Genomic DNA, 24,804 nt, shown 5'->3' with positions numbered 1-24,804 from the left:
GCCCAGGGCCTTCCTGTGGGTGCGGCCGTGTGCGATCTGTCAATCAAACCATTCGGTCCGGTTGGCGCCTGAAGTGTGCTGGGGGAGAAGGTGTTCGGGACCTGTGTGGTCAGTGTCGTCCACGTGTGGGGGGTTACGCCTCCGGTGTGATCGGTTGTGAGACGAGCCTGCCGACCAGGAGGGCAAGTCGTTCGTCGATGTCACTCTTGTTGTCCGGACTGTTTCCGAAGGCGTCGACAAGTTGTTCGCCGAAGACGGTCCATCCGTAGGTGAGGGCAAAAGCGCCGATCAGGTCGATGTGGGAACCGGCTCCGAGTCGGCGCTTGAGTTCTTCGATCGCCGGGAACTGGACCGGAAACTTGTCGCGGTCCTCGTCCGAAAGCAGTAGCCAGGCCAGCGTTCGAACGGACAAGCCGTTGGCGATGGTGGCACGAAAGATCTCCGACATCGCGTCGCTGGGATCGGCTGTCGATTCGACGATCTGAAGCCCGGATTGACTGCGGGATTCCAGTACTGCGCGCAACAAGTCGTCCTTGTTGCCGATGTGGCGGTGGATGAGTCCCAGGTTGACCCGTGCCTCGGCCGCGATGTCGCGTAGCGACGCTCTGGTGCCCACTTTTGCGAAATGCCGGCCCGCGACCTCGATTACGGCAGCTCTGACCTCTTCTGCGCCGGTCGGTTTCGGGATGGATTCAGGTGCCATTGGTCCACCCTATCGTGGGCGAGAAATGTTGGGTGGCAACAAACTTGCTCTTGACATGACCGACAGAATGCCTAATCTGTAGACATGCGTCTACAGTCACTGGTAAACCCAGCCGTCCGCCCGCTCACCTCTGTCATCGGTGCCGAAATTTCCGGGATCGATCTTGCCCGCACTTCCGCCGCGGACATCGAATTCGTGTCGATGGCACTGCTCGAACACAAAGTGCTGTTCTTCCGCGATCAAGAACTCGACGATCGCGCACATGCGGACTTCGCTGCACACTTCGGAGTTTCTCAGCATTTCGCCTTCCTGCCGCCGGTAGCCGAGGACGTACCCGAGGTTCACGCGCTCGCCAGTGGTGGAACCAAGCCGAAGCGCTCCAATGCCGATATCTGGCACTCCGACGCGACCTTCCAGGCCACTCCACCGATGGGATCGATTCTGCGTTCGCTGATCTCGCCGTCCACTGGCGGAGATACCTTGTGGGCCAACATGGAAGCTGCCTACGAAGCATTGTCACCTCGATTGCAGGAGATGCTCGACGGTATGACGGCGACACACGATTTCAAGAATTCGAGTACGCACCGTAACCATCCTCTCGGTGACGTCTACCCGCCGATCTCACAACCGGTAGTCCGGACGCATCCGGTAACGGGACGAAAGTCGTTGTACGTCAACCGGACGTTCACCACGCGAATCGACGGACTCAGTGAACGTGAGAACGAAATGCTGTTGCCCTTCCTGTGTGATCACGTTCGCGGCCCCGAGTTCCAGTGCCGATTCACCTGGACGGCAGGTTCCGTCGCTTTCTGGGACAACCGCTGCACCCAGCACTATGCGGTAGCGGACTACACGCAGCCGCGACTGATGCACCGCGTAGTGATCGACGGGGATCGACCGTTCTAGTCCAGCGGGTTCGACCGATCTGTTTGCCGATATTGCAATAAAACCTCCCGTCTCGTGAGACGGGGAGTAACGGCACGTGGTTCCCCCGGTCCATAGTGGAGCGACATCACAGACGGAGGAGCGAAATGACGGTGAACGAGCAAGGCACGCAGAGTTCAGTTGTGTTCACGCCGGGTCGAATTGGACCGCTGACTCTTCGAAACCGCATCATCAAAGCTGCGACGTTCGAGGGTCGAACGCCCGACGCATTGGTTACCGACGAGTTGATCGCTTTCCATGCCGAGGTGGCAGCAGGTGGCGCTGCAATGACCACTGTCGCCTACTGCGCCGTGCAGCCTGAGGGGCGCACGCAGGGGGGACAGATCTGGATGCGCCCGGATGCCGTTCCGGGCCTCCGAAAGCTCACCGATGCCGTGCACGCACAGGGCGCCGCAGCTCAGGCTCAGATCGGTCATGCGGGAATCGTCGCAAATTCGACGTCCACCGGGTTGCCGGCGCTGGGGCCCACGAACAGATGGGATCCGGCCAAGGCAAAATTCTCCCGTAGTGCAACGGTTGACGACATCGCCCGCATCGCGCGATCGCACGGGACTGCCGCCGAACTTGCACTGGAGTCGGGCTTCGATTCGGTCGAGGTCCACTTGGGGCACAACTATTTTGCGAGTTCGTTCCTCAGCCCCAAGATCAACAAGCGCAAGGATGAATACGGCGGATCCTTCGAAAATCGGTCGAAGGTAGCGCTCAACTCCTTGCGTGCGGTGCGGGACCGAGTCGGGGACCGCATGGCCGTCACCGCGAAAATGAACATGGATGACGGTGTCGCCGGCGGGTTCTGGATCGAAGAGGCCGTACGCCTGGCGCAGCTTCTCGAAGCGGAGGGGTTGGTCGACGCTCTGCAGATGACGGTGGGAAGTTCGCCTCTCAATCCGATGTACCTCTTCCGCGGCGAGGCGCCGATCCGAGAAATGGCAGCGTTGATGCCCCCGGTTCGTAAGCTCGGGCTCAAGGTGGTCGGTAAGTACATGCTGCACAGCTATCCGTACGAACCGCTGTTCATGCTCGAGCAGGCGCGTCAGATCAGGGCGGCAGTCAAGATTCCGCTCATTTTGCTCGGCGGTGTCACTGACCTGGCGGGAATGAACACCGCGATGGAGTCCGGCTTCGAGTTTGTCGCGATGGGTCGCGCGCTGCTTCGGGAACCCGACCTGGTTCGAAAACTGCAGGCAGACAATGCCACACGTTCACTGTGTATTCACTGCAACAAATGCATGCCGACCAATTTCTTCAATACCCACTGTGTACTGCGCCCGGAGTCGCCGTCGATGCCGACAATGCTTGCGATGCCGACAATGGCTGCAGCAGGCGAAGGAGCGATGGTTCCATGACTGTAAACCGTTTCACAATTCCGATCGTCAACAACGTGGCACAGCCCAAACCGGCTGTGTTTGTCCAAGATCAGGTTCCGAAATTCAATCGGGTGGATCCAGTGCGACCGCCGGAAGACGCACCCAACGTACTTCTCGTCATGATCGATGACGTGGGATTTGGTGCCGCGTCAACCTTCGGTGGACCGTGCCATACGCCGACTGCAGACCGGTTGGCCTCGGAGGGATTGAAGTACAACAAGTTTCACACAACAGCTCTGTGCTCACCGACCCGCGCCGCCACACTGACCGGTCGCAACCACCACAGTGTCGGCTTCGGCAATATTGCCGAGGTCTCCACGACGTCGCCCGGCTACAACGGAATGCGTCCCGCCAGTGCAGCGACCGTCGCACGGGTGTTGCAGGGCAACGGATATGCTACCGGCGCCTTCGGCAAGATGCACCAGACGCCGCCGTGGGAAACAACCGCAGCCGGCCCGTTCGACCACTGGCCGCTGCGTGAAGGCTTCGACAAGTTCTACGGATTCCTCGGAGCCGAGGCAGATCAGTTCGCGCCGGTACTCTACGACGGCTACACCATGATCGCCCCGCCGAAGACCGCGGCCGAGGGCTACCACCTCTCCGAAGACCTCGTGGACCAGTCGATCAAGTGGATCGACGGCGTCAATACGATGGACCCGGACAAGCCGTGGTTCTGCTACGTACCGTTCGGAGCGGTTCATGCGCCGTTGCAGATTCCCGACTCGTACCAGGAAAAATACCGCGGCAAGTTTGATCACGGTTGGGACGAGCAGCGCGAGATCACCCTCGCTCGGCAAAAGGAACTCGGCGTTGTCGGCGAGGACACCGAGTTGGCGCCGTGGGCACCGGGGGTGCCGCATTGGGACACATTGACCGACGTCCAACGCACGGTTTCCGCACGTCTGATGGAAACCTATGCGGCGTTCCTCGAGCACACCGACGATCAGGTCGGACGCCTCGTCGATCACCTCGAGAAGCGTGAATTGCTGGATAACACGCTGGTCATCTACATGATCGGCGACAACGGCGCGTCCGCGGAAGGCGGCCTGGACGGTTCGTTCAACTACATGGCCACTCTCAACGGGTATCCGCAGACGCCGGAGGAGATCAACGCGCGCCTCGACGACATCGGAACCGAGGACAGCTACGCGCACTATCCCGTGGGATGGGCGCTCGCGCTGGACACTCCGTACCAGTGGGCCAAGCAGGTTGCGTCGCACTACGGCGGAACGCGCAACGGGCTGGTTATGCATTGGCCCGACGGAATCGGGGCCAGAGGCGAGGTTCGCAATCAGTGGCATCACTGCGTGGACATCACTCCGACGATTCTCGAGGCGGTCGGCATCCCGTCGCCGACGATGGTGGACGGTGTTCCGCAGCAGCCGATCGAGGGCACCGCGATGAACTACACGTTCGACGACGCCGAAGCGGCAGATCAGCATGTGACCCAGTACTTCGAGATTTTCGGAAATCGAGGCCTCTACGATCACGGCTGGACGGCTGTGACAGCGCACCGCCGGCCGTGGGAGTTGGCGCTGCCCGGCCAGGACTACGCCGATGACACGTGGGAGCTGTACGACACCTCGGTAGACTGGTCGCAGGCCCGAAACCTTGCGGACGAGCGTCCGGCCAAACTGCGTGAGCTACAAGAGAAATTCCTTCTCGAAGGTGCTCGCTACCAGGTGTTCCCGATCGACGACCGCACCAGAACTCGAAACATCGACCCGGCAACACGCGCTCCGCACGTTTTGCGCGGCAGGACCGGACTGACCCTGTATCCACATATGAACGGGTTGGTCGAGACGGCAGCGCCGCGAGTATTCAGCAGTTCGTACACGATCACCGCGAAGATTGATGTCGGAGACAAGATTCTGAATGGCGTCCTGATGAGTTTCGGCGGACGCTTCGGCGGGTTGGCGCTGTACGTGCGCGATTCGGTTCCGGTGTTCTGCTACAACAACTCCTATGTTTCGCACACGTATCTTCGTGGTGCAACACAGCTCGAACCCGGGATGCGTGAGGTCACCATCGATTTCGACTACGACGGCGGCGGAATGGGCCTGGGCGGAATGTTCACCCTCCTTGTCGACGGACTACCCGTGAGCAAGGAACGAGTGTCGCAGACGACGCCGGCAATGTTCAGCCTGAACGAGCATCTCGATGTCGGGCTGAGTCGAGGAACGCCGGTAACGCCTGAAATTCCTGTTGGCGGTGACGCTTTCGACGGTGTGCTCGAGCACGTACGAATCGATGTCGAAGCTGCGCGTCCTCCACAGGAGGCGAAGGCGCTCGAGGATATCGTTCGAGCAACTCAGTAACAGAACAGATAAAGGAGCGCCCCGCGTGGATAACACGCGGGGCGCTCGGGTGTGTGAGGTCAGAACGGTTTGTCGCCGAGAATGGTGACGCGTTCCATGACCCGAGGGTCGGGGAAGTAGTCACCGCACGCGTAGTGCTGGGTGGCGCGGTTGTCCCAGAACGCCACGGACCCCGGCTTCCAGTGGAACCGGCACTGGTATTCCGGATGTGTGGCCTCGTGCATCAAGATCTTCAGCAGTTCGTCACTCTCGTCCTTGGGAATGTCGACGATGTGTGTGGTGAAAATTTTGTTGACGTAGATCAGCTTCTGCCCGGTCTCCGGATGAATCCGAACCACCGGGTGTTCCTGGGGCGGGTACTCCAAGGCCTTCTGTGCCTTGACATCTGGCGGCAGTCGGCGACCGAATGTCTGCATGAAGTCGTGCACCGCGACCTTGCCGTCGATGCGTGCCTTGACCTCGTCCGAGAGTCCGTCGTAGGCGACGGCCATATCGGACCAGAGCGTGTCGCCGCCGGTCGTGGGAACGCTGACGGCCTTCAGGATCGAGCCCATCGGCGGTGTCTGCTCGAAGGAGGCGTCACTGTGCCAGACGTTTTCGACCGGAATATCGGCGGGCCCGCGCGCGAGACGCACAACCTCCGGAATATCTGCTTTCGGGATGAAAGGGTGAATCTCGGGCGTGCCCCATAGCTGGGCCATATCACGATGAGCGTGAGAGTCGAGGCTCTGGTCGCGGAAGAAGATCACTTTCCATTCGAGCAGGCAGCGATGCAGTTCAGCTTGGAGTTCCGGGCCGATCGGCTTCGACAAATCCACGCCACTGATTTCGGCACCGATAGTTCGTGAGTACGGGGTGATGTCGAACATCGCGTACGGCTTCTGCGCCGAGTCGTCGGCGGTCCGATGCAGCGGACGAACATACACGGCGGACATCGGGTTTCGGGTTCCTTGTGGGACCGGAACAACAGCGCGGTCTTCGATCTCTGCAGTCATCGTGCCTCCTGAGTAGTTGTGAATGGAGTAGATAGTCGTGGAGTGTTTACTCAGCTGCCAGAGCCATCGCCCGCAGGCGCGCCACGGCGTCAGTGCCGATATTTCGCAGGGGAGTTCCGGGCAGGTACTGCACAGCAATCAAAGTTCCGGTGTAACCGAAGGTTCCGTCTGTGATGTGTCTGTCCCAGGAGACCGGCGAACGTCGGTCGATACCGATGTCGATTCCCTGGAAGAGTGCCTGACCGGCCATCGACGAGACCGAGCTGAGCTCACCGGCACACTCGCCGGCGACGTCGAGGTGCACCGTGAGTGTGGACGCGTCGTGCGCGCACACATCGATCGTCAGTTCCTGCCTACCGGGATTCAACGGCTCGGATGTGATCCGATGGACCGTTCCGTAAGCATTGTGCAGGTAGGTAACTCGGTCGTTGTCGATGTAGAGCGAGTATCCGCTGCTCTGTCCGCCGTGGGCTACCAGGGTCCCGCGGTCGCCCGGATGAAAATCGACTTCGACGACGATGTGATAGGAACGTAGAGCGACCAACTGGGCAGACCGATACCGCTCCAGGGTAGGAGTTCCGGGCAGTATCCGTACGGGGAGGGACAGGCGCTCTTCTCGCTGCGGACGCAATGCCCGCTTCAGCCCGGAGCCTTCATCGAGTGGAAACACTTGATTCTCCCAGGCAGCTTGCTCCCACCGTTTCGATAGTTCAGCCACCTTGTCGGGGTGCTCGGCAGCGAGGTTGCGACATTCAGTCGGATCTTCGTCGAGGTGATAGAGCTCGTACTCTGCGTCGTCGAACGGAGTGAGCGGAATATGTCGGCTGACGATCTCCCAGCCGTCCTCGTAATAGCCGCGATGACCGAACATTTCGTAGATTTGTCCACCGCGTTCGTGTGGTGCTTCAGCGTCGAGCATAGTTTGTGCGAAGCTGGAGCCGTCTTCAGGTTTGAGCGGAACTCCCTGTCGGTGAGTCGGATTCGCAATCCCGATCAGCTCGAGCAATGTGGGAAAGAGATCGGTGACGTGGACGTACTGCCGCCGGATCCCGCCGCCGAACTCACGAAGCCTGGCCGGCCACGACATCACTGCGGGCACGGAATGCCCTCCGGCGTGTGTGTTGACCTTGTACAGGCGGAACGGGGTATTAGATGCCATTGCCCACCCGCGCGGATAGTGCGGCATCGAGCGGGGTCCGCCTACCAGGTCGATAGTCTCGAGATCGCGAGCGAAGCCGTCGGTTCGGACTCCCTTGTCGTGGAATCGACGCAGCGCATCGAAGTACTGCATCGTACCGTCGGCCTCGCCCTCGCGGGACGCGCCGTTGTCGGACGTGAACAACACAATGGTGTTGTCCCATTCTCCCAAGTCCTCCAAAGTTTTCCGAATGCGGCCGAGGCTCTGATCGACGCTGTCGACCATCGCCGCGTAGACCTCCATGTATCGGGCGAAAACCATCTGCTCGTCCGCAGTGAGACTGTCCCAGGCGACAACGTTGTCGCCTTCCTCGGTATTGCGCGGCGCAAGTCGGGTTCCGTCACGTATGACACCGAGATGCAGTTGCTTCGCGAAACGCGATTCCCGCAGCGCATCCCAGCCCTGCGAATAGGTGCCGCGATACTTCTCGATATCTACAGGCTTGGCGTGCAACGGTGCATGAACTGCTCCGTGTGCGACGTAGAGAAACGCGGGCTTGGTGGGATCGGACGCTTTGACGGACTTCAGCATTCGGATTGCTTCGTCGGTGATGTCGTCGGTGAAGTAGTAACCGGGCGGGTACTCATCGGGGCTGACCTGCTCGTTTCCGCGCAAGATCGCCGGCGGGTTGTGTAGGTCGGTCATGCCGCCAAGAAATCCGTAGAAGCGCTCGAAACCTCGTTGTAGCGGCCATGACTGCATCGGTGCGCCGTCGTGATCGTCATTGTCCTTGCAGAGGTGCCACTTTCCCACCGCCATCGTTGCGTAGCCGGCGTCGCGGAGTGTCTCGGCAAGAGTGGGGACATCGTCACCGAGTTCCATTGCGAGCGAAGGGAATCCAGGATCTGCGTGTGCGACATAGCCGACTCCGGCAGCGTGAGCGTTACGGCCGGTCAGCAGTGCGGCACGAGTAGGAGAGCACATCGGGGTGACATGGAAATTGCTGTACCGCAGCCCTTCTTGCGCCAGTAGGTCGATGTTCGGTGTATCGATCTCGGATCCGAAACAGCCCACGTCGGAGAATCCGAGATCATCACACATGACAACGACGACGTTGGGTGCGCCGGCAGGGGAAGTGGCACGCTCCGGCCACCACGACTCGGATTCGGCCAGTGTGCGTCCGATACGGCCCCGGAAGTCTTGATAGGCGCGACGTTCCGGCGCGATATCGGTGGGGATCCCTCGTTCATCTGAGCTGGACATGGTGGCGACATTACGAGTGCTATGCAGATCGTGCCGAGGGGGAATCCCGCTCCCCGGGAGATGCCCTGATGATCGCGACGCGGAATCAATAGTGTCCCGAAGGACGAGACGGAGCAAAGGACAATGTATGTCACGAATGACTGACAAGGTCGTACTGATCACGGGTGCCGCCGCTGGTATGGGGCGAAGTCACGCAGTGCGACTGGCCGAAGAAGGCGCCGATATCATCGCTGTCGATCTGCCCGGTGCGGTTGGCGAACAAGGGTTGGCTGAGACGTCCAGATTGGTGCAGGCACTCGGCCGCCGCATTGTCACCGCAACCGCTGATGTGCGCGATCACGGTGCGCTCGATGATGCTGTGGCTACCGGTGTCGCACTACTGGGTTCAGTGGACGTGATTGTTGCCAACGCGGGCATCTGCGAGACACCAGGGCCTTCCTGGACCATAGATGAAGAGGTCTGGAACCGGGCGATCGACATCAATCTGACGGGAGCCTGGAATACGGTGAAAGCCGGAGTGTCCGCGTTGAGTCCGGCGGGAGGCTCGGTGATCATCATCAGTTCTACCGCCGGTATCTCCGGCGCAGCCGGCCGGTCTCAATACGCCGCATCCAAGCATGCCGTTGTCGGTCTTGCCCGCACATTGGCCAATGAACTCGGGCGACAATCCATCCGCGTCAATACCGTTCATCCCGGAGCCGTAGGAACTGACATGGTGCTCAACCCGGAAACCTTTGCCAGACTTCGACCAGACCTCGTAGCGCCCACAGCGGCTGATGCGGCCGAAGTGCTCCGAGCGAATACGTTGTTGCCCGTGCCTTGGGTCGAATCCGTCGATGTGAGCAACGCAGTACTGTTCCTCGCCTCGGACGAATCCCGTTACGTCACAGGCCTACAGATGGTTGTCGACGCCGGCCAGACCCAGAAGGTGGCGTGATGAGTGGGCGGTTGGCAGGCAAAGTTGCACTGATCACCGGTGGTGCGAGGGGAATCGGCCGCGCCCAAGCGGTTCGATTCGCCGAGGAAGGTGCCGACATCATCGTCGTGGATATCTGTGAGGCGGTGGAACATTCGACGACGCCCGGTTCCCGTAGTGCAGACCTGGCCGAGACCGTGAGTTTGGTAGAAGATCTCGGCCGCAAGATCGCCGCGTTCGAAGCGGACGTTCGCGATCAGAAGGCGCTGGACGCTGCAGTTGCCGAAGGTGTTGCTGCGCTTGGTCGGTTGGACATCATCTGCGGTACGGCCGGCGTCAGCTCCGCGGGAAAGGCTCTCGAACTGTCCGCAGAGCGTTGGCAGACCATGCTCGACGTCAACCTGACCGGCGTGTGGCGCACGTGCAAGGCTGGTATTCCACACGTGATCGACGGCGGCGCCGGTGGGTCCATCGTCTTGATCAGCTCGATCGCCGGATTGCGCGGTTTGGTGAGCGTCGGCCACTACACGGCCGCAAAGCACGGCGTCGTCGGATTGATGCGGTCCCTCTCGCAAGAACTTGCGCCGCACAGTATTCGGGTGAATACGGTTCACCCCGCCAACACACGTACGACGATGCTTCAGAACCCCGGAACCATGAAGACCGTGCGACCTGATCTGGAGAACCCCACGCAGGAAGACTTCGAGGCGGGTCTACAGTCCATGCACATGTTGCCGGTCGCGATGCTCGATCCCCGAGACATAGCGAATGCCAGCTTGTTCCTAGCTTCGGACGAGGCGCGATACATCACCGGCGTAACTCTGCCCGTTGACGCCGGTCACTGCCAAAAGTAGGAGAGCTGTGAAACTTGAAGAATTGCGCGGCGGAACAGCCGTCATCACCGGTGCCGGAAGCGGAATCGGTGAAGCGCTGGCACACGAAGCAGCGTCACTCGGAATGAATCTGGTACTTGCAGATATTTCGGCTGACCGGCTGGATGCGGTAGCGGTGAACCTGCGCGCGGACGGCCATCACGTGCTCGCCGTACCGACCGATGTCCGAGTGGCAGCCCAAGTGGATGCGCTCGCCGAAGCGGCGTATGCCGAATTCGGTTCTGTTGCACTGTTAGCCAATAACGCTGGTCTCGAATCGGTCGGATACACCTGGGACATTCCGGCAGACGAATGGCAACGTGTCATCGACGTCAATCTCACCGGGGTCTTTCACGGTATCCGTTCGTTCATTCCTCGAATGGGAGCGGATCCGCAGCGTTCGCATCTGGTCAACACTGTGTCGGTGGGCGGTGTCTCGATCACTCCACGGATGACGGCGTACGCGGCGTCGAAGCATGGAGTGCAGGCGCTCAGTGAGTGCGTGTATCTGGAATGCGCCGAGAAGTTTCCGCAGATACAGGTGTCGGTATTCAGTCCGGCGCAGGTGGCCACCAGAATCTTCGACGATATCGAAGTACGCCACGACTCCGATCAGGACACCGAATTCTGGCGAGAGAACATTCGCGGCGGAATGACACCGCAGACCGCTGCGAAGCTGTACTTCGACGGTCTCTCACGAGATGAATTCTGGATACTCACTCATCCCGAGGCTTTCGAACGACTTGCCGGCAAACGGGCGAAGGTCCTCGCCGGAAAGCTGCGTCCGGACGCGGTGTTCGACGGACGGAACTGAAGTGGAGGAGTGGCTCCTCTACAGGCGAGAGTAATGGAAGCGTCGTACCCACCAGGTTATGACCGCCACTGAAGCTGCGGTCAGTACAGCGACCTGCATGGACGTCGTCACAGCGAGGATGACCACGAACAGAATCAAGCCGAGGATCACGGCTTCGATCTTGTACAGCGGCCACGGTGTACCGGCGATGTCGACGCAGTTGTCGGTGGTCCGGCGTGATCCGCGGGTGGAGATTTCTGCGGTTGTCATGCCGTCACCTGCCTTTGCTGTGTCCTGTTGTGGACTTTCAGGGTATCCAGATACTTGGTTTCGGGCAAGCGAACTTTATTGATCGGCAGCTCACTTTCTCGATTCACCGGCAGATCTGTTCTTTCGGTGGCAATGGGATGGGAGTGGGTGTTCACTGGACCCATGCCAATTACAGGTGAATATGAACCCAGTCCCGCAACATGGGCTGCCGACCAGGTTGAACTCATCGAAAAGTCCGGCGGCACCGAGGGCAATGAACTGAACGGCATGGCCGTTGTCATTCTCACGACCGTGGGTGCAAAGTCTGGAAAGGTACGCAAGACGCCGTTGATGCGCGTCGAGCACGACGGAAAGTATGCCGTCGTCGCGTCTTTGGGTGGCGCTCCCAAGAACCCGGTCTGGTACTACAACGTCAAAGCGAATCCGAATGTCACCCTGCGTGACGCGACGCAGGTTTCCGACATGGTTGCGCGTGAAGTAACCGGTGACGAGAAGGCAATCTGGTGGGAACGCGCTGTTGCGGCGTTTCCCGACTACGCGGAATATCAGAAGAAGACCGATCGAGAGATTCCAGTATTCGTGCTCGAACCCAAGTAGCTCTACGGAGGCCGCATGAGTCCGAAAACCGTTGCAGATCAATTGGTTCAGCAGTTGCTTGATGCCGGCGTCAGTCGAATCTACGGCATCGTCGGAGACAGTCTCAACCCCATCGTGGACGCAGTGCGGCGCACCGGCGGATCTGCGAAGGATGGTATCGACTGGATTCATGTCCGGCATGAGGAAGCAGCAGCCTTTGCTGCAGCAGCGGATGCGCAGATCACGGGACGGTTGGCGGTCTGTGCCGGTTCGTGCGGCCCCGGAAACCTGCATCTGATCAACGGGCTTTACGACGCACATCGCTCGGGCGCGCCGGTCCTTGCGATTGCGTCGCACATTCCGAGTGCACAGATTGGGATGGGTTACTTTCAGGAAACCCATCCCGAGCGCATCTTCATCGAATGTTCGAGTTACACCGAGCTGATCAGCACGGCAGTGCAGTCGCCGCGCGTCGTGCAGTCTGCAATTCAACATTCGGTGGCCGGCAATGGTGTCTCGGTGATCGTCTTGCCGGGTGACATTGCGGATTGTCCTGCGGAAGGAACGCCGCCGACTCTGGTGGAAACGCGCAGGCCGGCACTGGTTCCGGATGCGGGCGACGTCACGGCGTTGGCCGAGGTGATCAACGCGTCGAAAAAGGTGGCGATCTTCGCCGGCGTCGGGGTGCGAGGTGCCCGCGACGAAGTCCTGGAATTGGCTGAAACTGTTGGCGCGCCCATCGGCCACACCTTGCGGGGCAAAGAGTGGATTCAATACGACAACCCGTACGACGTCGGGATGACGGGTCTTCTGGGTTACGGTGCTGCACACGACGGTATACACGGGGCTGATCTGTTGCTCCTGATCGGAACGGATTTTCCGTACGATCAGTTTCTGCCACACACTGTGCGGACCGCTCAGATCGATTCTGCAGCAGAGAAATTGGGCCGTCGAACCAGCTTGGATCTTGCGGTGCACGGAGATGTTGCAGCCACACTCGCGGCGTTGATTCCCCAATTGGACCGCAAGGAAGACCAGGTTTTCCTCGAGGACATGCTCGCTACGCACAACACACTCATGACCAAAGTTGTCGGGGCATATACCGATCCGGTAAAACAGCGAACGCCAATTCACCCCGAATATGCCGCATCGATCCTCGACGACCTTGCCGCCGACGACGCGATCTTCACCGCTGATACCGGCATGTGCAATGTGTGGACGGCACGCTATCTCAATCCCAACGGTTCCCGGCGATTTCTTTCGTCGGCCTTGCACGGTTCCATGGCCAATGCATTGCCACACGCTATGGGTGCGCAATGGGCAAGCCCAGGCCGGCAGGTCATTTCGGTCTCCGGAGACGGGGGACTGTCGATGTTGCTCGGCGAACTGGTGACGGTTGCGATGTACCGACTGCCGGTCAAGATCGTTGTGTTCAACAATTCAACCTTGGGAATGGTCAAACTCGAGATGTTGGTGGATGGTCTACCCGATTTCGGCGTCGACGTTCCACGAGTCGACTACGCAGCGGTTGCTGCGGCCTTGGGGATCTTCTCGCGTCGTATCGAAAACCCCGCTGATATCGAATCCGGTATTCGCGCTGCGCTCGGTCACGACGGTCCGGCATTGGTCGATCTTGTGACGGATCCGCTGGCATTGTCGTTGCCGCCCACCATCACCGGAGGCCAGGTCAAGGGGTTCGCGCTTGCTATGTCGAAGATGGTGATGAACGGCGGGGTAGGGGAGGCCGTGCAGATGGCGAAGTCCAATCTGCGGAATGTGCCGCGCCCGTCGCAATTCAACCCACGGGGCTGAGAAGGCGCAATCTCAGCTTTTCAGTTTCAGTACCTTGCGGGCGTTTTCGTGGAGGAACTTCGGCCACACGTCGGTGTTGAACGGAACCTGTTGCATGTCGTCGAAGATCCGGTCCAGCGTTAGTCCAGCCGGAAAGTATCCGGCGTAGATGATTTTGTCGGCGCCGCGAGTGTTGGCGTAGTCGACGATTGCCTTTGGGTAGTGCTTGGGCGCGAATGCCGAGGTGGAGTAGTACAGATTCGGCCATTTGAGCATCAGCTTGACGGCCAGATCCTCCCAGGGCTCGCAGCCGTGCCGGGTGACAAAAACCAGGTCCGGAAAATCGAACATCACATCGTCGATCAATTCGACGTGCTGGACCGCGGATTTGAGCCTGGGCCCGGCGATGCCCGCGCACGCGAAGATCGGGATATCCAGTTCGACGCACTTGGCGTAGATCGGGTACATCTGCGGCGCGTTGAGAGCCACCTGCGGGAACGTTCCAGCCGCAAAGGAACTCACCGAGACGATGCCGAATTCTTCGTACTCGCGGGTCATTCGGTTGAGTGTGCCCATGATGTCGTTGGGGTCGACCGCGGAACCCTGCGGAACGAACCGGTCCGGGAAGAGTGTGACCGCGCGCTTTCCCGACTCCTTTGCCATGCTGACCATGCCGATCTCGATGCCGTGCTTGTCCATCTCCTTCAGGGTCACGGAGACGGGATCGTCGGTGGAAAGGTTGTCGGGCACGCCCTTGAACATGTACTGCGCCGGCATGCTGAATTCGTTGAGGCTCTGCTGGTCCTTGGTCTGCCGCGTGATGAACGCGTACTCGTCGTAGCCGGACTCGCGAAATCCGATGTGTGTGTCGATGATCGGGACTCCGTCGTAGGGGGTCATTCGGTGCACTCCTCGGGTTTCGTTGCGTCTGATGCGCGTGAAGCTAGGTGTCGCGTTGAGGGCCGTGGACTATTGAACTTCGTTCTATTTTCGGCTTCTGATGAGCGTAGGTGAGTGCGCACCCAGCGTCTTCGAATCGGCGCGAACGTTCTGCGGTGACCGCGGTGGGAGGGTTGGCGTCGGACGTGCAAAAATGGCGGGGTGTCTAACTCGCCCGAGGTCGTAGCTACCAAGTCCACCCTGCCAGCGCTCGACGCGCGGGAAATTGACGCGGCTATCGAGCGAATTCAAGACGTTATTGCGGCGACGCCTTTGCAGTACAGCGAGAGGCTGTCAGCGCTGACCGGTGCCAAGGTGTACCTCAAGCGTGAAGACCTGCAAAGTGTTCGCTCGTACAAGATCCGTGGTGCGTTCAACCTGATCGCACAGTTGACCGACGAAGAACTTGCCGCGGGCGTCGTGGCTGCCAGTGCCGGAAACCACGCCCAGGGTGTCGCGTATGCCTGCCGACGGATGCAGATCCAGGGCCGGATCTACGTGCCGGCCAACACGCCGAAGCAGAAGCGCGACCGGATTCGCGCTCACGGCGGCGAATTTGTCGAACTTTTCATGATCGGTGAAACGTACGACGCGGCTGCTGCGGCCGCTGTGGAGGATGTCGCGCGAACGGGCGCCACCATGGTTGCTCCCTTTGACGACCCGCGTACCGCGGCCGGTCAGGGGACAATCGCCGCAGAGATCCTGCAGCAGCTGGATGCACCGCTCGACGCGATTGTTGTCCCGGTCGGCGGCGGCGGGTGCATCGCGGGAATCGCAACCTACCTGCATGAGCGTTCGCCGAAGACATCCATTGTCGGCATCGAGCCGTCCGGTGCGGCGTCGATGACGGCCGCCCTGGTGGCTGGCGCCCCCGTGACGCTGCCGGTGGTGGATCCGTTTGTGGACGGCGCTGCAGTCAAGCGAATCGGTGATCTTCCGTACGAAGTGGTCTCGCGCTTGGGTGCTGCCGTGGTTTCCCATGCGTCGTTGCCTTTGGTGGCCCGTCAGCTGTCCGGGCTTCCGGGTTCGGGCTCGTTTGTGGTGAACCAGATCGATGAAGGCGCTATCTGCACCGCGATGCTCGAGATCTATCAGAACGAAGGCATCATCGCTGAACCGGCAGGCGCGCTTTCTGTTGCAGCGCTTCAGAATTTGACTCTCGAGCCGGGGTCGACCGTCGTGTGCCTGATCTCCGGTGGAAACAACGACGTCTCGCGCTACGGAGAAATCCTCGAGCGTTCATTGGTGCATCTGGGGCTCAAGCATTACTTCCTGGTGGATTTCCCGCAGGAGCCGGGAGCGTTGCGCCGGTTCCTCTCCGAGGTGCTGGGCCCGGACGACGACATCTCGTTGTTCGAGTACGTCAAGCGCAACAACCGGGAGACTGGCGCTGCGTTGGTCGGTATCGAACTGGGCTCCGCCGACGGATTGTCGTCGTTGCTCGAACGTATGGAGCGCGCACCGATGAAGTCCGAGCGGCTCGAGCCGGGAAGCCCGGCGTACCGCTATCTGACGTAGGGAACATTCCGTCAGGTGGTCACGGCATCAGTCGCTCGATCACCTGACGGTGCAGTTCGGGATCCGGTTGGGGGAGTCCGAGCATTGCGGCGAGGTAGATGCCGTCGCCGACGAGGCGGATGATTTCGGCTTGGACGGGATCGGAATTCTCCGTCTGCAGACCCTGGTCCCAGCTGCGCATCACTTCGATGACCGCTTTCTGGATTTCGTCGTGCTGGCCGTCGACGGTACGTAGGGCGGCGATGATCGAGCGGAACAACACCATTTCTTCAGCTGTGCTCGAATCCGGAATCTGAAGATAGAACTCGGTTGCGGAAGTGCCACCGGCGACGGCGTCGGCCAGTTGCTGATCGGAGCGTTCGCCGAGCCGGCGGACCATCGCCGCAAGGAGAGCTTCCTTACTGGGGAAGTGGTACAGAAGTCCGCCTTTTGATACCCCGGCTTCGGTCGCAACACCTTCGAGCGTGACCTGTGCGACGCTGCTGACCAGCAGCAATTTCTCCAGTGCGTCGAGAATGCGATCACGTGTGCCTTGAGCCATGTGATGGAACTGTACCGGGAAATAACTTTACCGCCGAGACGGTTCACTGTTAGTGTCAAACAGTCACTGTACCGGCTGGACGGTTCAGTGAAATTCGTATACGACTCACGGAAAGTTGCAGAAGAGCAATGTCAGTGTCGGCAGATCAGACGTCTGCAATCAATCCCGAGGATGTTCGGGCAACCAAGCGCGACTGGGCGGGCCTGGTGGTCCTCGCGTTTGCGGTGTTGCTCATCGCGGTCGACGGCACGGTGCTCGATCTGGCCCTGCCGTTCATCAGCGCGGACCTGGAACCGAGCAGCACGCAGTTGCTCTGGATCATCGACGTCTACTCGTTCATTCTCGCGGGTCTCCTCATCACGATGGGCACGCTCGGTGACCGCATCGGTAGGCGAAAGCTCCTACTCATCGGCGCGGTGGGCTTCGGTCTCGCGTCGATCATCGCGGCTATGGCCACTACCCCGGAAATGTTGATCGCAGCCCGTGTGCTGCAAGGTATTTCCGGTGCGACGCTTATGCCCGCGACACTGGGTCTGATCCGCACCATCTTCGTCAACCCTCGTCAGCGCACCGAGGCCATCGGCGTCTGGGGCGCCATGGCCGGCGGCGGCACTGCAGCCGGCCCGCTGATCGGCGGTTGGATGCTCGAGCACTACTGGTGGGGTTCCGTGTTCCTCATCAACATCCCCGTCATGATCGCCTTGGTCGTCCTCGGCCCGATCCTGATCCCGGAGTCCAAGGACCCCAACCCCGGTCGATTCGACCTGATCAGTGCGGCTCTGTCGATGGCAGCCATGCTTCCGTTGGTCTACGCGATCAAGGAATCCGTTGTTCACGGTGTCAGCTTCACGCTGTTCGCTATCGCCCTGGTCGGCCTGGCAGCGGGTGTCGCGTTCGTTCGTCGCCAGCGGAGCCTGAAGGATCCGATGCTGGATCTGAAGCTGTTCTCCAATGCAGCCTTCTCCACAGCTGTTCTCACCAATCTGTTGTCGGTCTTCGCGCTTGCCGGTGTCCTGTTCTTCGGGTCGCAGTACCTGCAGTTGGTCCTTGGCAACGGCGCCTTCAACGCCGGCCTGTTGATGCTGCCCGGCATGTTGCTGAGCGCCTTGACTGCCGTCGCGGGTGCCTGGTTGATCCGCCGGTGGACGGTGTCACAGGTGCTCAGCGTCGGGTTGATTGTCGCCGGAATCGGTGCGGGTATGTTGCTGGCGCTCGGTGTCGACAGTGGTCCGGTGATGTTCGTGATCGGCTTCGGTTTAGTCGGCGCCGGAGTTGGCGTTGCACTGACTTTGACTAACGACCTCGTGGTCAGTGCGGTCGAGCCCGAGCGCGCCGGTGCCGCGTCGGCGGTGTCCGAGACTGCCTACGAACTCGGTATCGCGCTGGGCGTGGCAATCCTCGGTAGCGTCGTCATGGCGATCTTCCGAAAGGGAATCGACGTCTCTATGCTCGACGGCGATCAAGTACACGCAGCGCAGGGCACCCTCGGCGGCGCGCTCGAAGAAGCCAAGCACCTGCCCGCCGAGGCGGGGTCGGCGCTGGTGGATTCTGCGAAGTCGGCCTTTGTCGACGGTATGCACGTCGCCTCCGGTGCCACTGCTCTCGTGCTGTTCATCAGCGCTGCGTTGGTGCTGCGGATGCTGCGGAGTACACCGGAGAACGCGAAGCGTTAGTTAGTCAGTTCTCCAGCACTACAAATGAATGCCCGGGCACGACAGTTGCGGACGCGGTCTCGTCCTGCGTCGGTAGATCCCACCAGAGAATGGGGGTTCCGCCGGCCGGGACGTGGGCCGCGTTCGTTCCCAGATTGCAGACGATCTGTAATGCGCCGCGTCGCAGCGTGATCCACTGCTTGTCCTCGTCGTAGTCGACGTGCAGGTGCCCCAGCCAGGGGTCGGTGAGTTCGATTCGCTTCTTGCGCAATGCAAGTAGATCCCGGTAACAGGATAGAAGGCGTGGGTGGGGGCCCGCGTCGAGCTCATCCCAGTTCAACTTCGATCGCAGAAACGTCTGTGGGTCTTGGGGATCGGGGATGTCGTCGGTGTTCCAGCCGTGGGCCGCGAATTCGGCCTTACGTCCGCGTGCAGTAGCCGCGCCCAGTTCCGGTTCCGGATGTGACGTGAAGAATTGGAATGGCGTCGACGCGCCCCATTCCTCGCCCATGAACAGCATCGGCGTGTATGGAGAGAGCAGGACGAGGGCCGCTTTGACTGCCAGCTGCCCCGGCGTCAGATAGGCGCTGGGACGGTCGCCGATTGCACGGTTTCCGATCTGATCGTGAGTGCAGGTGTACGCCAGCAGAGCGCTGGCAGCCTGCTGCGAAACGTCGAGCGGACGGCCATGAACCCGTCCGCGGAACGACGAGTACGTGCCCGCATGAAAGAAGCCGCGCCGCAAAGTGTTCGCTAGTGATTCCAGAGATCCGAAGTCCGCGTAGTAACCCTGCCGCTCACCGGAAACCGCAGTATGGATCGCGTGGTGGATGTCGTCGTCCCATTGCGCGTGAAGACCGAATCCGCCCGCTGCTCGGGGAGTGATGAGAGTGGCGTCGTTGAGATCGCTTTCGGCGATCAGCGTCAGCGGCCGGCCGACATGGGCAGACAGTGTTTCGGTGCGGACTGCCAGTTCCTCGAGAATGTGCGTTCCGCTGTGGTCGACCAACGCATGGACGGCGTCGAGGCGCAGACCGTCGATGTGGAAATCACGCATCCAGCGCAACGCGTTTCCGATGATGTATTCACGTACTTCGCCGGACTGCGGACCGCCGATGTTGATGGTTCGGCCCCAGGTGTTTGCACCGTCGGCAATGTACGGACCGAATCGCTCGAGATAGTTTCCCGACGGACCGAGATGGTTGTAGACGACATCCAGGATTACTCCGAGTCCGCGATCGTGGGCGGCATTTACCAAGCGCTGCAACCCGTCCGGACCGCCGTACCCTTCGTGAACCGTGTACCAGAGCACGCCGTCGTAGCCCCAGTTGTGGGTGCCGTTGAAACCGTTGACCGGCATCAGTTCCACGAACCCGACACCGAGATCGACGAGGTGATCGAGGCGGGAGATTGCGGAGTCGAATGTTCCCTCGGGGGTGAATGTTCCGACGTGGAGTTCGTACACCGATGATCCGGCGAGTTGGCGGCCGGTCCACCTTGTATCCGTCCACACCGACTCATCGAGAACGTGGAGTTGGGAGACTTGGTGCACGCCTTCGGGTTGGCGCGGTGACCGCGGGTCGGGGAGTGTGTTGCCGTCGACCACAAATCCGTAGCGCGCGTCTTCACGGCATTCGATTTCGCTGCGCCACCAACCGTCGGCGGCTCGCGTCATCTCGTGAACTATGCCGTCGACGTCAACCTGAACTGATTCTGGCGTGGGCGCCCAGACCTCGAAAGTGTGCACCCGATCAGCATGCCTGGTTCAGTGCTGATGTGCATTCACGCGCGCGTCGGTGCAAGGGCTTCGTCGAGTGGAACGTTGAAGTCGACCGATGTCGATTGTGCAATCACGGCAATCTGTCGAGCCTGTGAACCCATACCGCCAGGTGCGAGAGCGGTGAGGATGTACCGCCCGGAAGCCGGCAGTGCAATTCCGTAGTACCCGGTCTCATCAGTGAGAGTCGAGGCGATGAATTCACCGGTCGGTTTGGTCAGCGTGATAACGGTTCCCGCGATGGAAAGTCCGTCGACGCTGACTGTGCCGGAGATCGTGAGCCGCTGGCCCAACGTCACGGTGTGCGTCGATTGTGAGTCTTCGAAGGTGAGGACCTGCGATGTGGGGGACCACCCGTCGGCGCTGGTGATCACGAGGTAGCGTCCGGCTTCCGGTAGGGCCAACGAGAACACGCCCTCGTTGTCGGCGCGGCTCCAATCCACGGGCTGACCGTCCATATCCATGACGGTGACCACGGCATGTTTGACCGGCCGCTGATCACTGCGGATTACACGACCGGCTACAACGATTTGATTCTCGGCGGAGGGGATTTCGAATCCCTCGGGCGTGACTGGCGGTAGTGCGGATTCAGGTTTGGCGCCGTACCGCGGAATGAATGCCGCTGCAATGACTGCGCCTACTGCGGCGAGGGCGGCGAGCCAGAAGATGTTCTTGAATGCGCCGAGCGCCGGCAACCCTTCGCCGGGCCCGGAGGGAATGACTATCGCGGTGAGCATGGCCGCGACCACGGCGCTGGACATGGAAGTACCGACCGAGCGGAGCAGTGAGTTGAGACCGTTGGCGGACGCTGTTTCGGTGATCGGCACAGATCGCATGATCAGCATCGGCATTGCCGAATATGCGATGGCGGTACCGATACTCACGACGGCAGCACTGATCACGATCAACGGAATCGAACCGGTGAGGAAAACACGGGCGACATACGCGAGGGCGAGGACTGCGCCGCCGACCATGAGCGTGATCTTCGCGCCGAACCCTTTGGTGATCTTGGCCGAGACAGGTGCAAAGAAGACCATCGCGAGGCCAGCGGGAATCATGCACAGACCGGCTGCCATGACGCCGAGTTCGAACCCGTAGCCGGAAATCTTGGGCATCTGCAACTGCTGCGTCGTCGAAAGGTTGTTGGCGTACATCGAGAATCCGACCAGAGCGGAGGCAAGGTTGGTCAGGAGGACCGGCCGTTTTGCCGATGTTCGTAGATCGACCATGGGTTGGGTCACGCGAAGTTCGTACGGGAACCATAGTGCCAGTACTGCGAACCCGAGGCCGAACATCAAGATTGTCGGCTCACTGGTCCAACCCCAGCGCGCACCTTTGGAGATCGCCAGAAGGAGGGCGGTCAGGGCAATGGAGAGCAGGATGGCACCCAGGAAATCGAATTTCCCACGGGTTCGGACACTCGATTCCGGGATGACCACGGCGACTGCGACTATGAGCAGTACACCGACCACGGCCGAGAGCCAGAAGATCGCTTCCCAGCCGAACTGTTCGAAGATGAAGCCGGACAGTGGTAGACCCAGGGCGCTACCGATTCCGAGAGTCGCACTCATCAAGGCGGTTGCCGACGCGACCTTTTCCTTGGGCAGTTCGTCGCGCATGATGCTGATACCGACGGGGATCATCGAGATCGCGAACCCTTGCAATCCGCGTCCGATCAGGAGCGTGACAAACGTGCCGCCGACGGCAGCGATCAGTGACCCGATGACGATCATCGTCATCGAGATCAACATCATTCGACGTTTCCCGAACATGTCCGCGAGTCGCGACACGATCGGTGTTGCCACGGCACTGGTCAACAGGGTCACGGTGACGAGCCACGACGCGTTGTCCGAGCTGACTCCGAGAATTTTCGGGAAGTCGGGGAGTAGCGGAATCACCATGGTCTGCTGCAGTGCAACGACAGTTCCGGCCAGGCAGAGAATGGCGGTGATGAGTCCGCTTGAACGACGAGTGGCCGGAGCGACGGGGGGTGTCGCCGGGGCGAGCGGAGCGACGGGGGGTGTCGCCGGGGCGAGCGGAGCGACGGGGGGTGTCTCAGGGGCTGAGTGCAGAGCCAAGAGGTGTGCCTTCCCTCCAGTGTGGTGAATGATTGTTCACCTCCAAGTGAACCACTGTTCACCACGTGGGCGCCATATCCGAGTGGTGTGGATTCAGTCACCGCTAGGTCGGCGGGTTATGTGGCGCCTCCGTGGGGAACACGCAAGGAGAGTGTTCGCTCGAGGGAGGAAATTCATGCATGCCCAGGTAGGTGATCGTCTACATGTTCAAGGTCGGGTTGTCGGTCAGGCTGAGACGTCGGCCGAAGTAATCGAAGTACACGGGGAGAACGGTGCTCCGCCGTATCTTGTGCGCTACGACGACGGCCATGAAGTTTTGGTGTTTCCGGGCAGTGACGGTTGGATAGATCATCCGAAGAAATAGCTACTGAACTGCAAGTTTCTTTCTTTGCGTCAAGACTGCATTGAATGCGTATAGAGTGCCCCGCGTGAGCGAGAAACGGCACTACAGTTCGCAAGTGAGGATCGATGCGGCCCGTCGGACGCGTGAGTTAATCCGTGACGCCGGGGCTGCACTCTTTGTCGAGAAGGGCTACGTCGGGGCGACAGCCAAGGACATTGCCTCGGTCGCGGGAGTTGCGCCGCGAACGGTGTTCACCGCGTATCCGGGTGGCAAGCTCGAGATTTTCGAAGCGGCGTTGGCGCATGCGCTCGACGCGGACTTGGACACATCGGGTTCCGGTGTGCGTACCAACGCGTCGGATCCCGATGATGTTCGCAGGCTGGTGTCGCAGATCGTCGAACAAGGCATCGGACTGCTCGAGCGTGCGGGCATGTTGATGATGGTGGCGGTGGAATCGTCGGGGGCCGATGCAGATATGCGTCGACTGGCTCTCGAGACGTCCGATCAGTCGTCGGTCAATGCGATGTCGATTGCCGAAGGGCTCGCAGAACACGGGTTGATCCGTCGTGACATCTCGGTGGAGAAGGCGGCCGGAGTACTCACGGCGCTGGTCTCGCCTCAACTGCATCAGCAACTTCGTCGCACTAGTGGGTGGGGTATCGACGACTATCGAAGCTGGCTCGAGTTCAATATTCGCGCCAATCTTATGTACTAATTGGTCTGTTCTCGTTAGCATGACGAGAGTTTTCGAACCCAGGAGGAAAAGAAGCGTGCCTTACGCATTATTCGGATTGATCACGATGTTGCTGTGGATCTTCTGCATCGTGGACGCCATCACTCGCGATGATGCGTACATCCAGCACTTGCCCAAAGTTGTATGGATTCTCGTGATTATCCTACTTCCCACATTGGGTTCGGTTCTGTGGCTGATCGTCGGGCGCGGGCACAACGCGCCGGCTGGATACGTCGGACCCACCGGATACGGCGAATACGAGCGTCCGGGACGGGCATTGGCACAGGATCCGGCTGCCGACGAAGAGTTCTTGCGCCAGTGCCGTGAGCGAGCTGAGGCGCAGCGTCGGATCGGCAAGCAGCAGCGCCTCGACGGCGAAGCCGGCGGAGCCTGACTCAGCGGTACTTCATCAGTCGATCCAACACGAGCCGAAGCGGTGGCCACGACGATCTTCCGCGTCGTGTCACGGCATAAGCCGTGAGGATGACGGGCGGGTCGGTGAGAGGCATGATCCGTACGCCCGGGCGGGTTTTGCGTTCGGCGGGCAGGAGTCCAACGCCGTGTCCGTCGAGGATCAATAGTTCGACCAGATCGAGGCTGTCGATCTGATGAGTGATCCTCGGTGTGAACCCGGCCAGAGATGCCAGAGTGCGGACGGCTCGCTCGTCGGCGGTGTTCCGCGAGTTCACGATCCACGGAGTCTCGGCATACGAGCCGAGTTCGACGTGTGACACCGTCGCGTTATCGGGAATGCCCAGGCCCCAGGGCGTCGACCACAGGGGGATGGCATCCAAGAGCGGACTCGGTGACGCGGGTGCGAGGTTGTAGTCGTAGGTCAAGGCGAGATCGAGATCGTCGCGTTCGAGTAGTGCAAATGCCTCCAGTGGTTCGAACTCGCTCATGACGACATCCACTGTGGGATGTGTGCGACCGAGCTCCCGAACGACGGGAAGAAGTGCTGTTCGGATCGCGGTCGCAAACCCGCCGACGCGCAAAGTTCCGACGGGTTCGGCGTCTGGATCGAGATCGAGCCACGCTGCTTCGAGCGCTGCAAGAATCGTGACCGCATGGTCGGCGAGCCGCTGACCCGCGGGAGTGAGACGAACGCGTCGACCTTGTGGTTCGATCAACTGAGTGCCGATTTCGGCCGTCAAAGCGGCCAGTTGTTGCGACACCGTCGACGTGGTCAGGTTGTGGGTTTCGGCAACCGCGCGCATGGATCCGAGGCGTGAAAGTTCGAGCAGAAGATGCAGCCGTCGAGTTTCCATCCGTTGAT

At 60.4% G+C, this 24,804-nt stretch carries 22 protein-coding genes; 13 read left to right on the top strand and 9 right to left on the bottom strand.

The window, feature by feature from the left end:
• Positions 1–133: 133 nt before the first annotated feature.
• Positions 134–703, bottom strand: a complete 570-nt coding sequence (locus MTX36_RS09745; protein WP_243619522.1) for a TetR/AcrR family transcriptional regulator — start codon at positions 701–703, stop codon at positions 134–136.
• Between the two features lie 84 nt (positions 704–787).
• Here MTX36_RS09745 and MTX36_RS09740 point away from each other — a divergent pair, with 84 nt between their 5' ends.
• The 3 genes from MTX36_RS09740 (at position 788) to MTX36_RS09730 (ending at position 5,333) form a co-directional block, all read left to right on the top strand.
• Positions 788–1,609: a TauD/TfdA family dioxygenase gene (locus MTX36_RS09740; protein WP_243619521.1), complete on the top strand. Its 822-nt coding sequence runs from the start codon at positions 788–790 to the stop codon at positions 1,607–1,609.
• A gap of 125 nt (positions 1,610–1,734) precedes the next feature.
• Positions 1,735–2,994, top strand: coding sequence for an NADH:flavin oxidoreductase (locus MTX36_RS09735; protein WP_243619520.1), 1,260 nt, complete (start codon positions 1,735–1,737; stop codon positions 2,992–2,994).
• Positions 2,991–5,333 (top strand): arylsulfatase, encoded by a 2,343-nt coding sequence (locus MTX36_RS09730; protein ID WP_243619519.1) that lies wholly within the window; start codon positions 2,991–2,993, stop codon positions 5,331–5,333. The genes MTX36_RS09735 and MTX36_RS09730 overlap by 4 nt, the downstream gene beginning before the upstream one ends.
• A 59-nt stretch (positions 5,334–5,392) precedes the next feature.
• Here the strand turns inward: MTX36_RS09730 and MTX36_RS09725 are convergent, their stop codons facing one another.
• Both MTX36_RS09725 and MTX36_RS09720 read right to left on the bottom strand, forming a co-directional pair.
• Complete coding sequence (locus MTX36_RS09725) at positions 5,393–6,328, bottom strand: TauD/TfdA family dioxygenase (RefSeq protein ID WP_243619518.1); 936 nt, start codon at positions 6,326–6,328, stop codon at positions 5,393–5,395.
• A gap of 46 nt (positions 6,329–6,374) precedes the next feature.
• Complete coding sequence (locus MTX36_RS09720; RefSeq protein ID WP_243619517.1) at positions 6,375–8,729, bottom strand: arylsulfatase; 2,355 nt, start codon at positions 8,727–8,729, stop codon at positions 6,375–6,377.
• A gap of 127 nt (positions 8,730–8,856) precedes the next feature.
• Between MTX36_RS09720 and MTX36_RS09715 the strand changes: the two genes are divergently transcribed.
• From MTX36_RS09715 to MTX36_RS09705, 3 genes are read left to right on the top strand one after another with little or no spacing between them, the layout of a single operon-like run.
• Entirely contained in the window at positions 8,857–9,666 is an 810-nt protein-coding gene (locus MTX36_RS09715; RefSeq protein WP_243619516.1) for a mycofactocin-coupled SDR family oxidoreductase, read from the top strand.
• Positions 9,666–10,499: a mycofactocin-coupled SDR family oxidoreductase gene (locus MTX36_RS09710; RefSeq protein WP_243619515.1), complete on the top strand. Its 834-nt coding sequence runs from the start codon at positions 9,666–9,668 to the stop codon at positions 10,497–10,499. Before MTX36_RS09715 ends, MTX36_RS09710 begins: the two co-directional genes overlap by 1 nt.
• 7 nt (positions 10,500–10,506) lie before the next feature.
• A complete protein-coding gene (locus MTX36_RS09705) occupies positions 10,507–11,331 on the top strand; it encodes an SDR family NAD(P)-dependent oxidoreductase (RefSeq protein WP_243619514.1) in 825 nt (274 codons plus the stop codon).
• A gap of 18 nt (positions 11,332–11,349) precedes the next feature.
• Here the strand turns inward: MTX36_RS09705 and MTX36_RS09700 are convergent, their stop codons facing one another.
• On the bottom strand, positions 11,350–11,580 hold the full coding sequence (locus tag MTX36_RS09700) for a hypothetical protein (protein ID WP_243619513.1): 231 nt from the start codon (positions 11,578–11,580) through the stop codon (positions 11,350–11,352).
• A 162-nt stretch (positions 11,581–11,742) separates the two neighbouring features.
• Here MTX36_RS09700 and MTX36_RS09695 point away from each other — a divergent pair, with 162 nt between their 5' ends.
• Positions 11,743–12,177 (top strand): nitroreductase family deazaflavin-dependent oxidoreductase, encoded by a 435-nt coding sequence (locus MTX36_RS09695; RefSeq protein WP_094275091.1) that lies wholly within the window; start codon positions 11,743–11,745, stop codon positions 12,175–12,177.
• Positions 12,178–12,192: 15 nt separating this feature from the next.
• Positions 12,193–13,968 (top strand): pyruvate dehydrogenase, encoded by a 1,776-nt coding sequence (locus MTX36_RS09690; protein ID WP_243619512.1) that lies wholly within the window; start codon positions 12,193–12,195, stop codon positions 13,966–13,968.
• A 12-nt stretch (positions 13,969–13,980) separates the two neighbouring features.
• On the opposite strand, the gene MTX36_RS09685 is transcribed toward MTX36_RS09690, so the two are convergent.
• A complete protein-coding gene (locus tag MTX36_RS09685) occupies positions 13,981–14,847 on the bottom strand; it encodes an amidohydrolase family protein (protein WP_243619511.1) in 867 nt (288 codons plus the stop codon).
• Positions 14,848–15,048: 201 nt separating this feature from the next.
• Between MTX36_RS09685 and ilvA the strand changes: the two genes are divergently transcribed.
• Positions 15,049–16,404, top strand: coding sequence for a threonine ammonia-lyase IlvA (ilvA, locus tag MTX36_RS09680; protein ID WP_094273631.1), 1,356 nt, complete (start codon positions 15,049–15,051; stop codon positions 16,402–16,404).
• A 19-nt stretch (positions 16,405–16,423) separates the two neighbouring features.
• Here ilvA and MTX36_RS09675 read toward each other — a convergent pair whose 3' ends face one another.
• Entirely contained in the window at positions 16,424–16,945 is a 522-nt protein-coding gene (locus MTX36_RS09675) for a TetR/AcrR family transcriptional regulator (RefSeq protein WP_243619510.1), read from the bottom strand.
• Positions 16,946–17,073: 128 nt separating this feature from the next.
• Here MTX36_RS09675 and MTX36_RS09670 point away from each other — a divergent pair, with 128 nt between their 5' ends.
• A complete protein-coding gene (locus MTX36_RS09670) occupies positions 17,074–18,618 on the top strand; it encodes an MFS transporter (protein ID WP_243619509.1) in 1,545 nt (514 codons plus the stop codon).
• A gap of 4 nt (positions 18,619–18,622) precedes the next feature.
• Here MTX36_RS09670 and treZ read toward each other — a convergent pair whose 3' ends face one another.
• A complete protein-coding gene (gene treZ, locus MTX36_RS09665) occupies positions 18,623–20,344 on the bottom strand; it encodes a malto-oligosyltrehalose trehalohydrolase (RefSeq protein ID WP_243619508.1) in 1,722 nt (573 codons plus the stop codon).
• 35 nt (positions 20,345–20,379) lie between these two features.
• Positions 20,380–22,452 carry an MFS transporter gene (locus tag MTX36_RS09660; protein ID WP_243619507.1) on the bottom strand — a complete coding sequence of 691 codons (2,073 nt, stop codon included), beginning with the start codon at positions 22,450–22,452 and terminating at the stop codon, positions 20,380–20,382.
• Positions 22,453–22,627: 175 nt separating this feature from the next.
• On the opposite strand from MTX36_RS09660, the gene MTX36_RS09655 reads away from it, so the two are divergent.
• From MTX36_RS09655 to MTX36_RS09645, 3 genes are read left to right on the top strand one after another with little or no spacing between them, the layout of a single operon-like run.
• Positions 22,628–22,816 (top strand): DUF1918 domain-containing protein, encoded by a 189-nt coding sequence (locus MTX36_RS09655; protein ID WP_094273627.1) that lies wholly within the window; start codon positions 22,628–22,630, stop codon positions 22,814–22,816.
• Positions 22,817–22,871: 55 nt separating this feature from the next.
• Positions 22,872–23,510 carry a TetR/AcrR family transcriptional regulator gene (locus MTX36_RS09650; protein WP_374230458.1) on the top strand — a complete coding sequence of 213 codons (639 nt, stop codon included), beginning with the start codon at positions 22,872–22,874 and terminating at the stop codon, positions 23,508–23,510.
• A 55-nt stretch (positions 23,511–23,565) separates the two neighbouring features.
• Positions 23,566–23,922: a PLD nuclease N-terminal domain-containing protein gene (locus MTX36_RS09645; RefSeq protein ID WP_243619505.1), complete on the top strand. Its 357-nt coding sequence runs from the start codon at positions 23,566–23,568 to the stop codon at positions 23,920–23,922.
• A 1-nt stretch (position 23,923) separates the two neighbouring features.
• Here MTX36_RS09645 and MTX36_RS09640 read toward each other — a convergent pair whose 3' ends face one another.
• Positions 23,924–24,796 carry a LysR family transcriptional regulator gene (locus tag MTX36_RS09640; protein WP_243619504.1) on the bottom strand — a complete coding sequence of 291 codons (873 nt, stop codon included), beginning with the start codon at positions 24,794–24,796 and terminating at the stop codon, positions 23,924–23,926.
• Positions 24,797–24,804 lie beyond the last annotated feature (8 nt).

This window comes from Rhodococcus sp. ARC_M6 (genome assembly GCF_022810305.1).
Classification (GTDB): Bacteria; Actinomycetota; Actinomycetes; order Mycobacteriales; family Mycobacteriaceae; genus Rhodococcus_F.
Note: the sequence above shows the minus strand (reverse complement) of the source record. Positions and strands in the feature narration are given on the sequence as shown.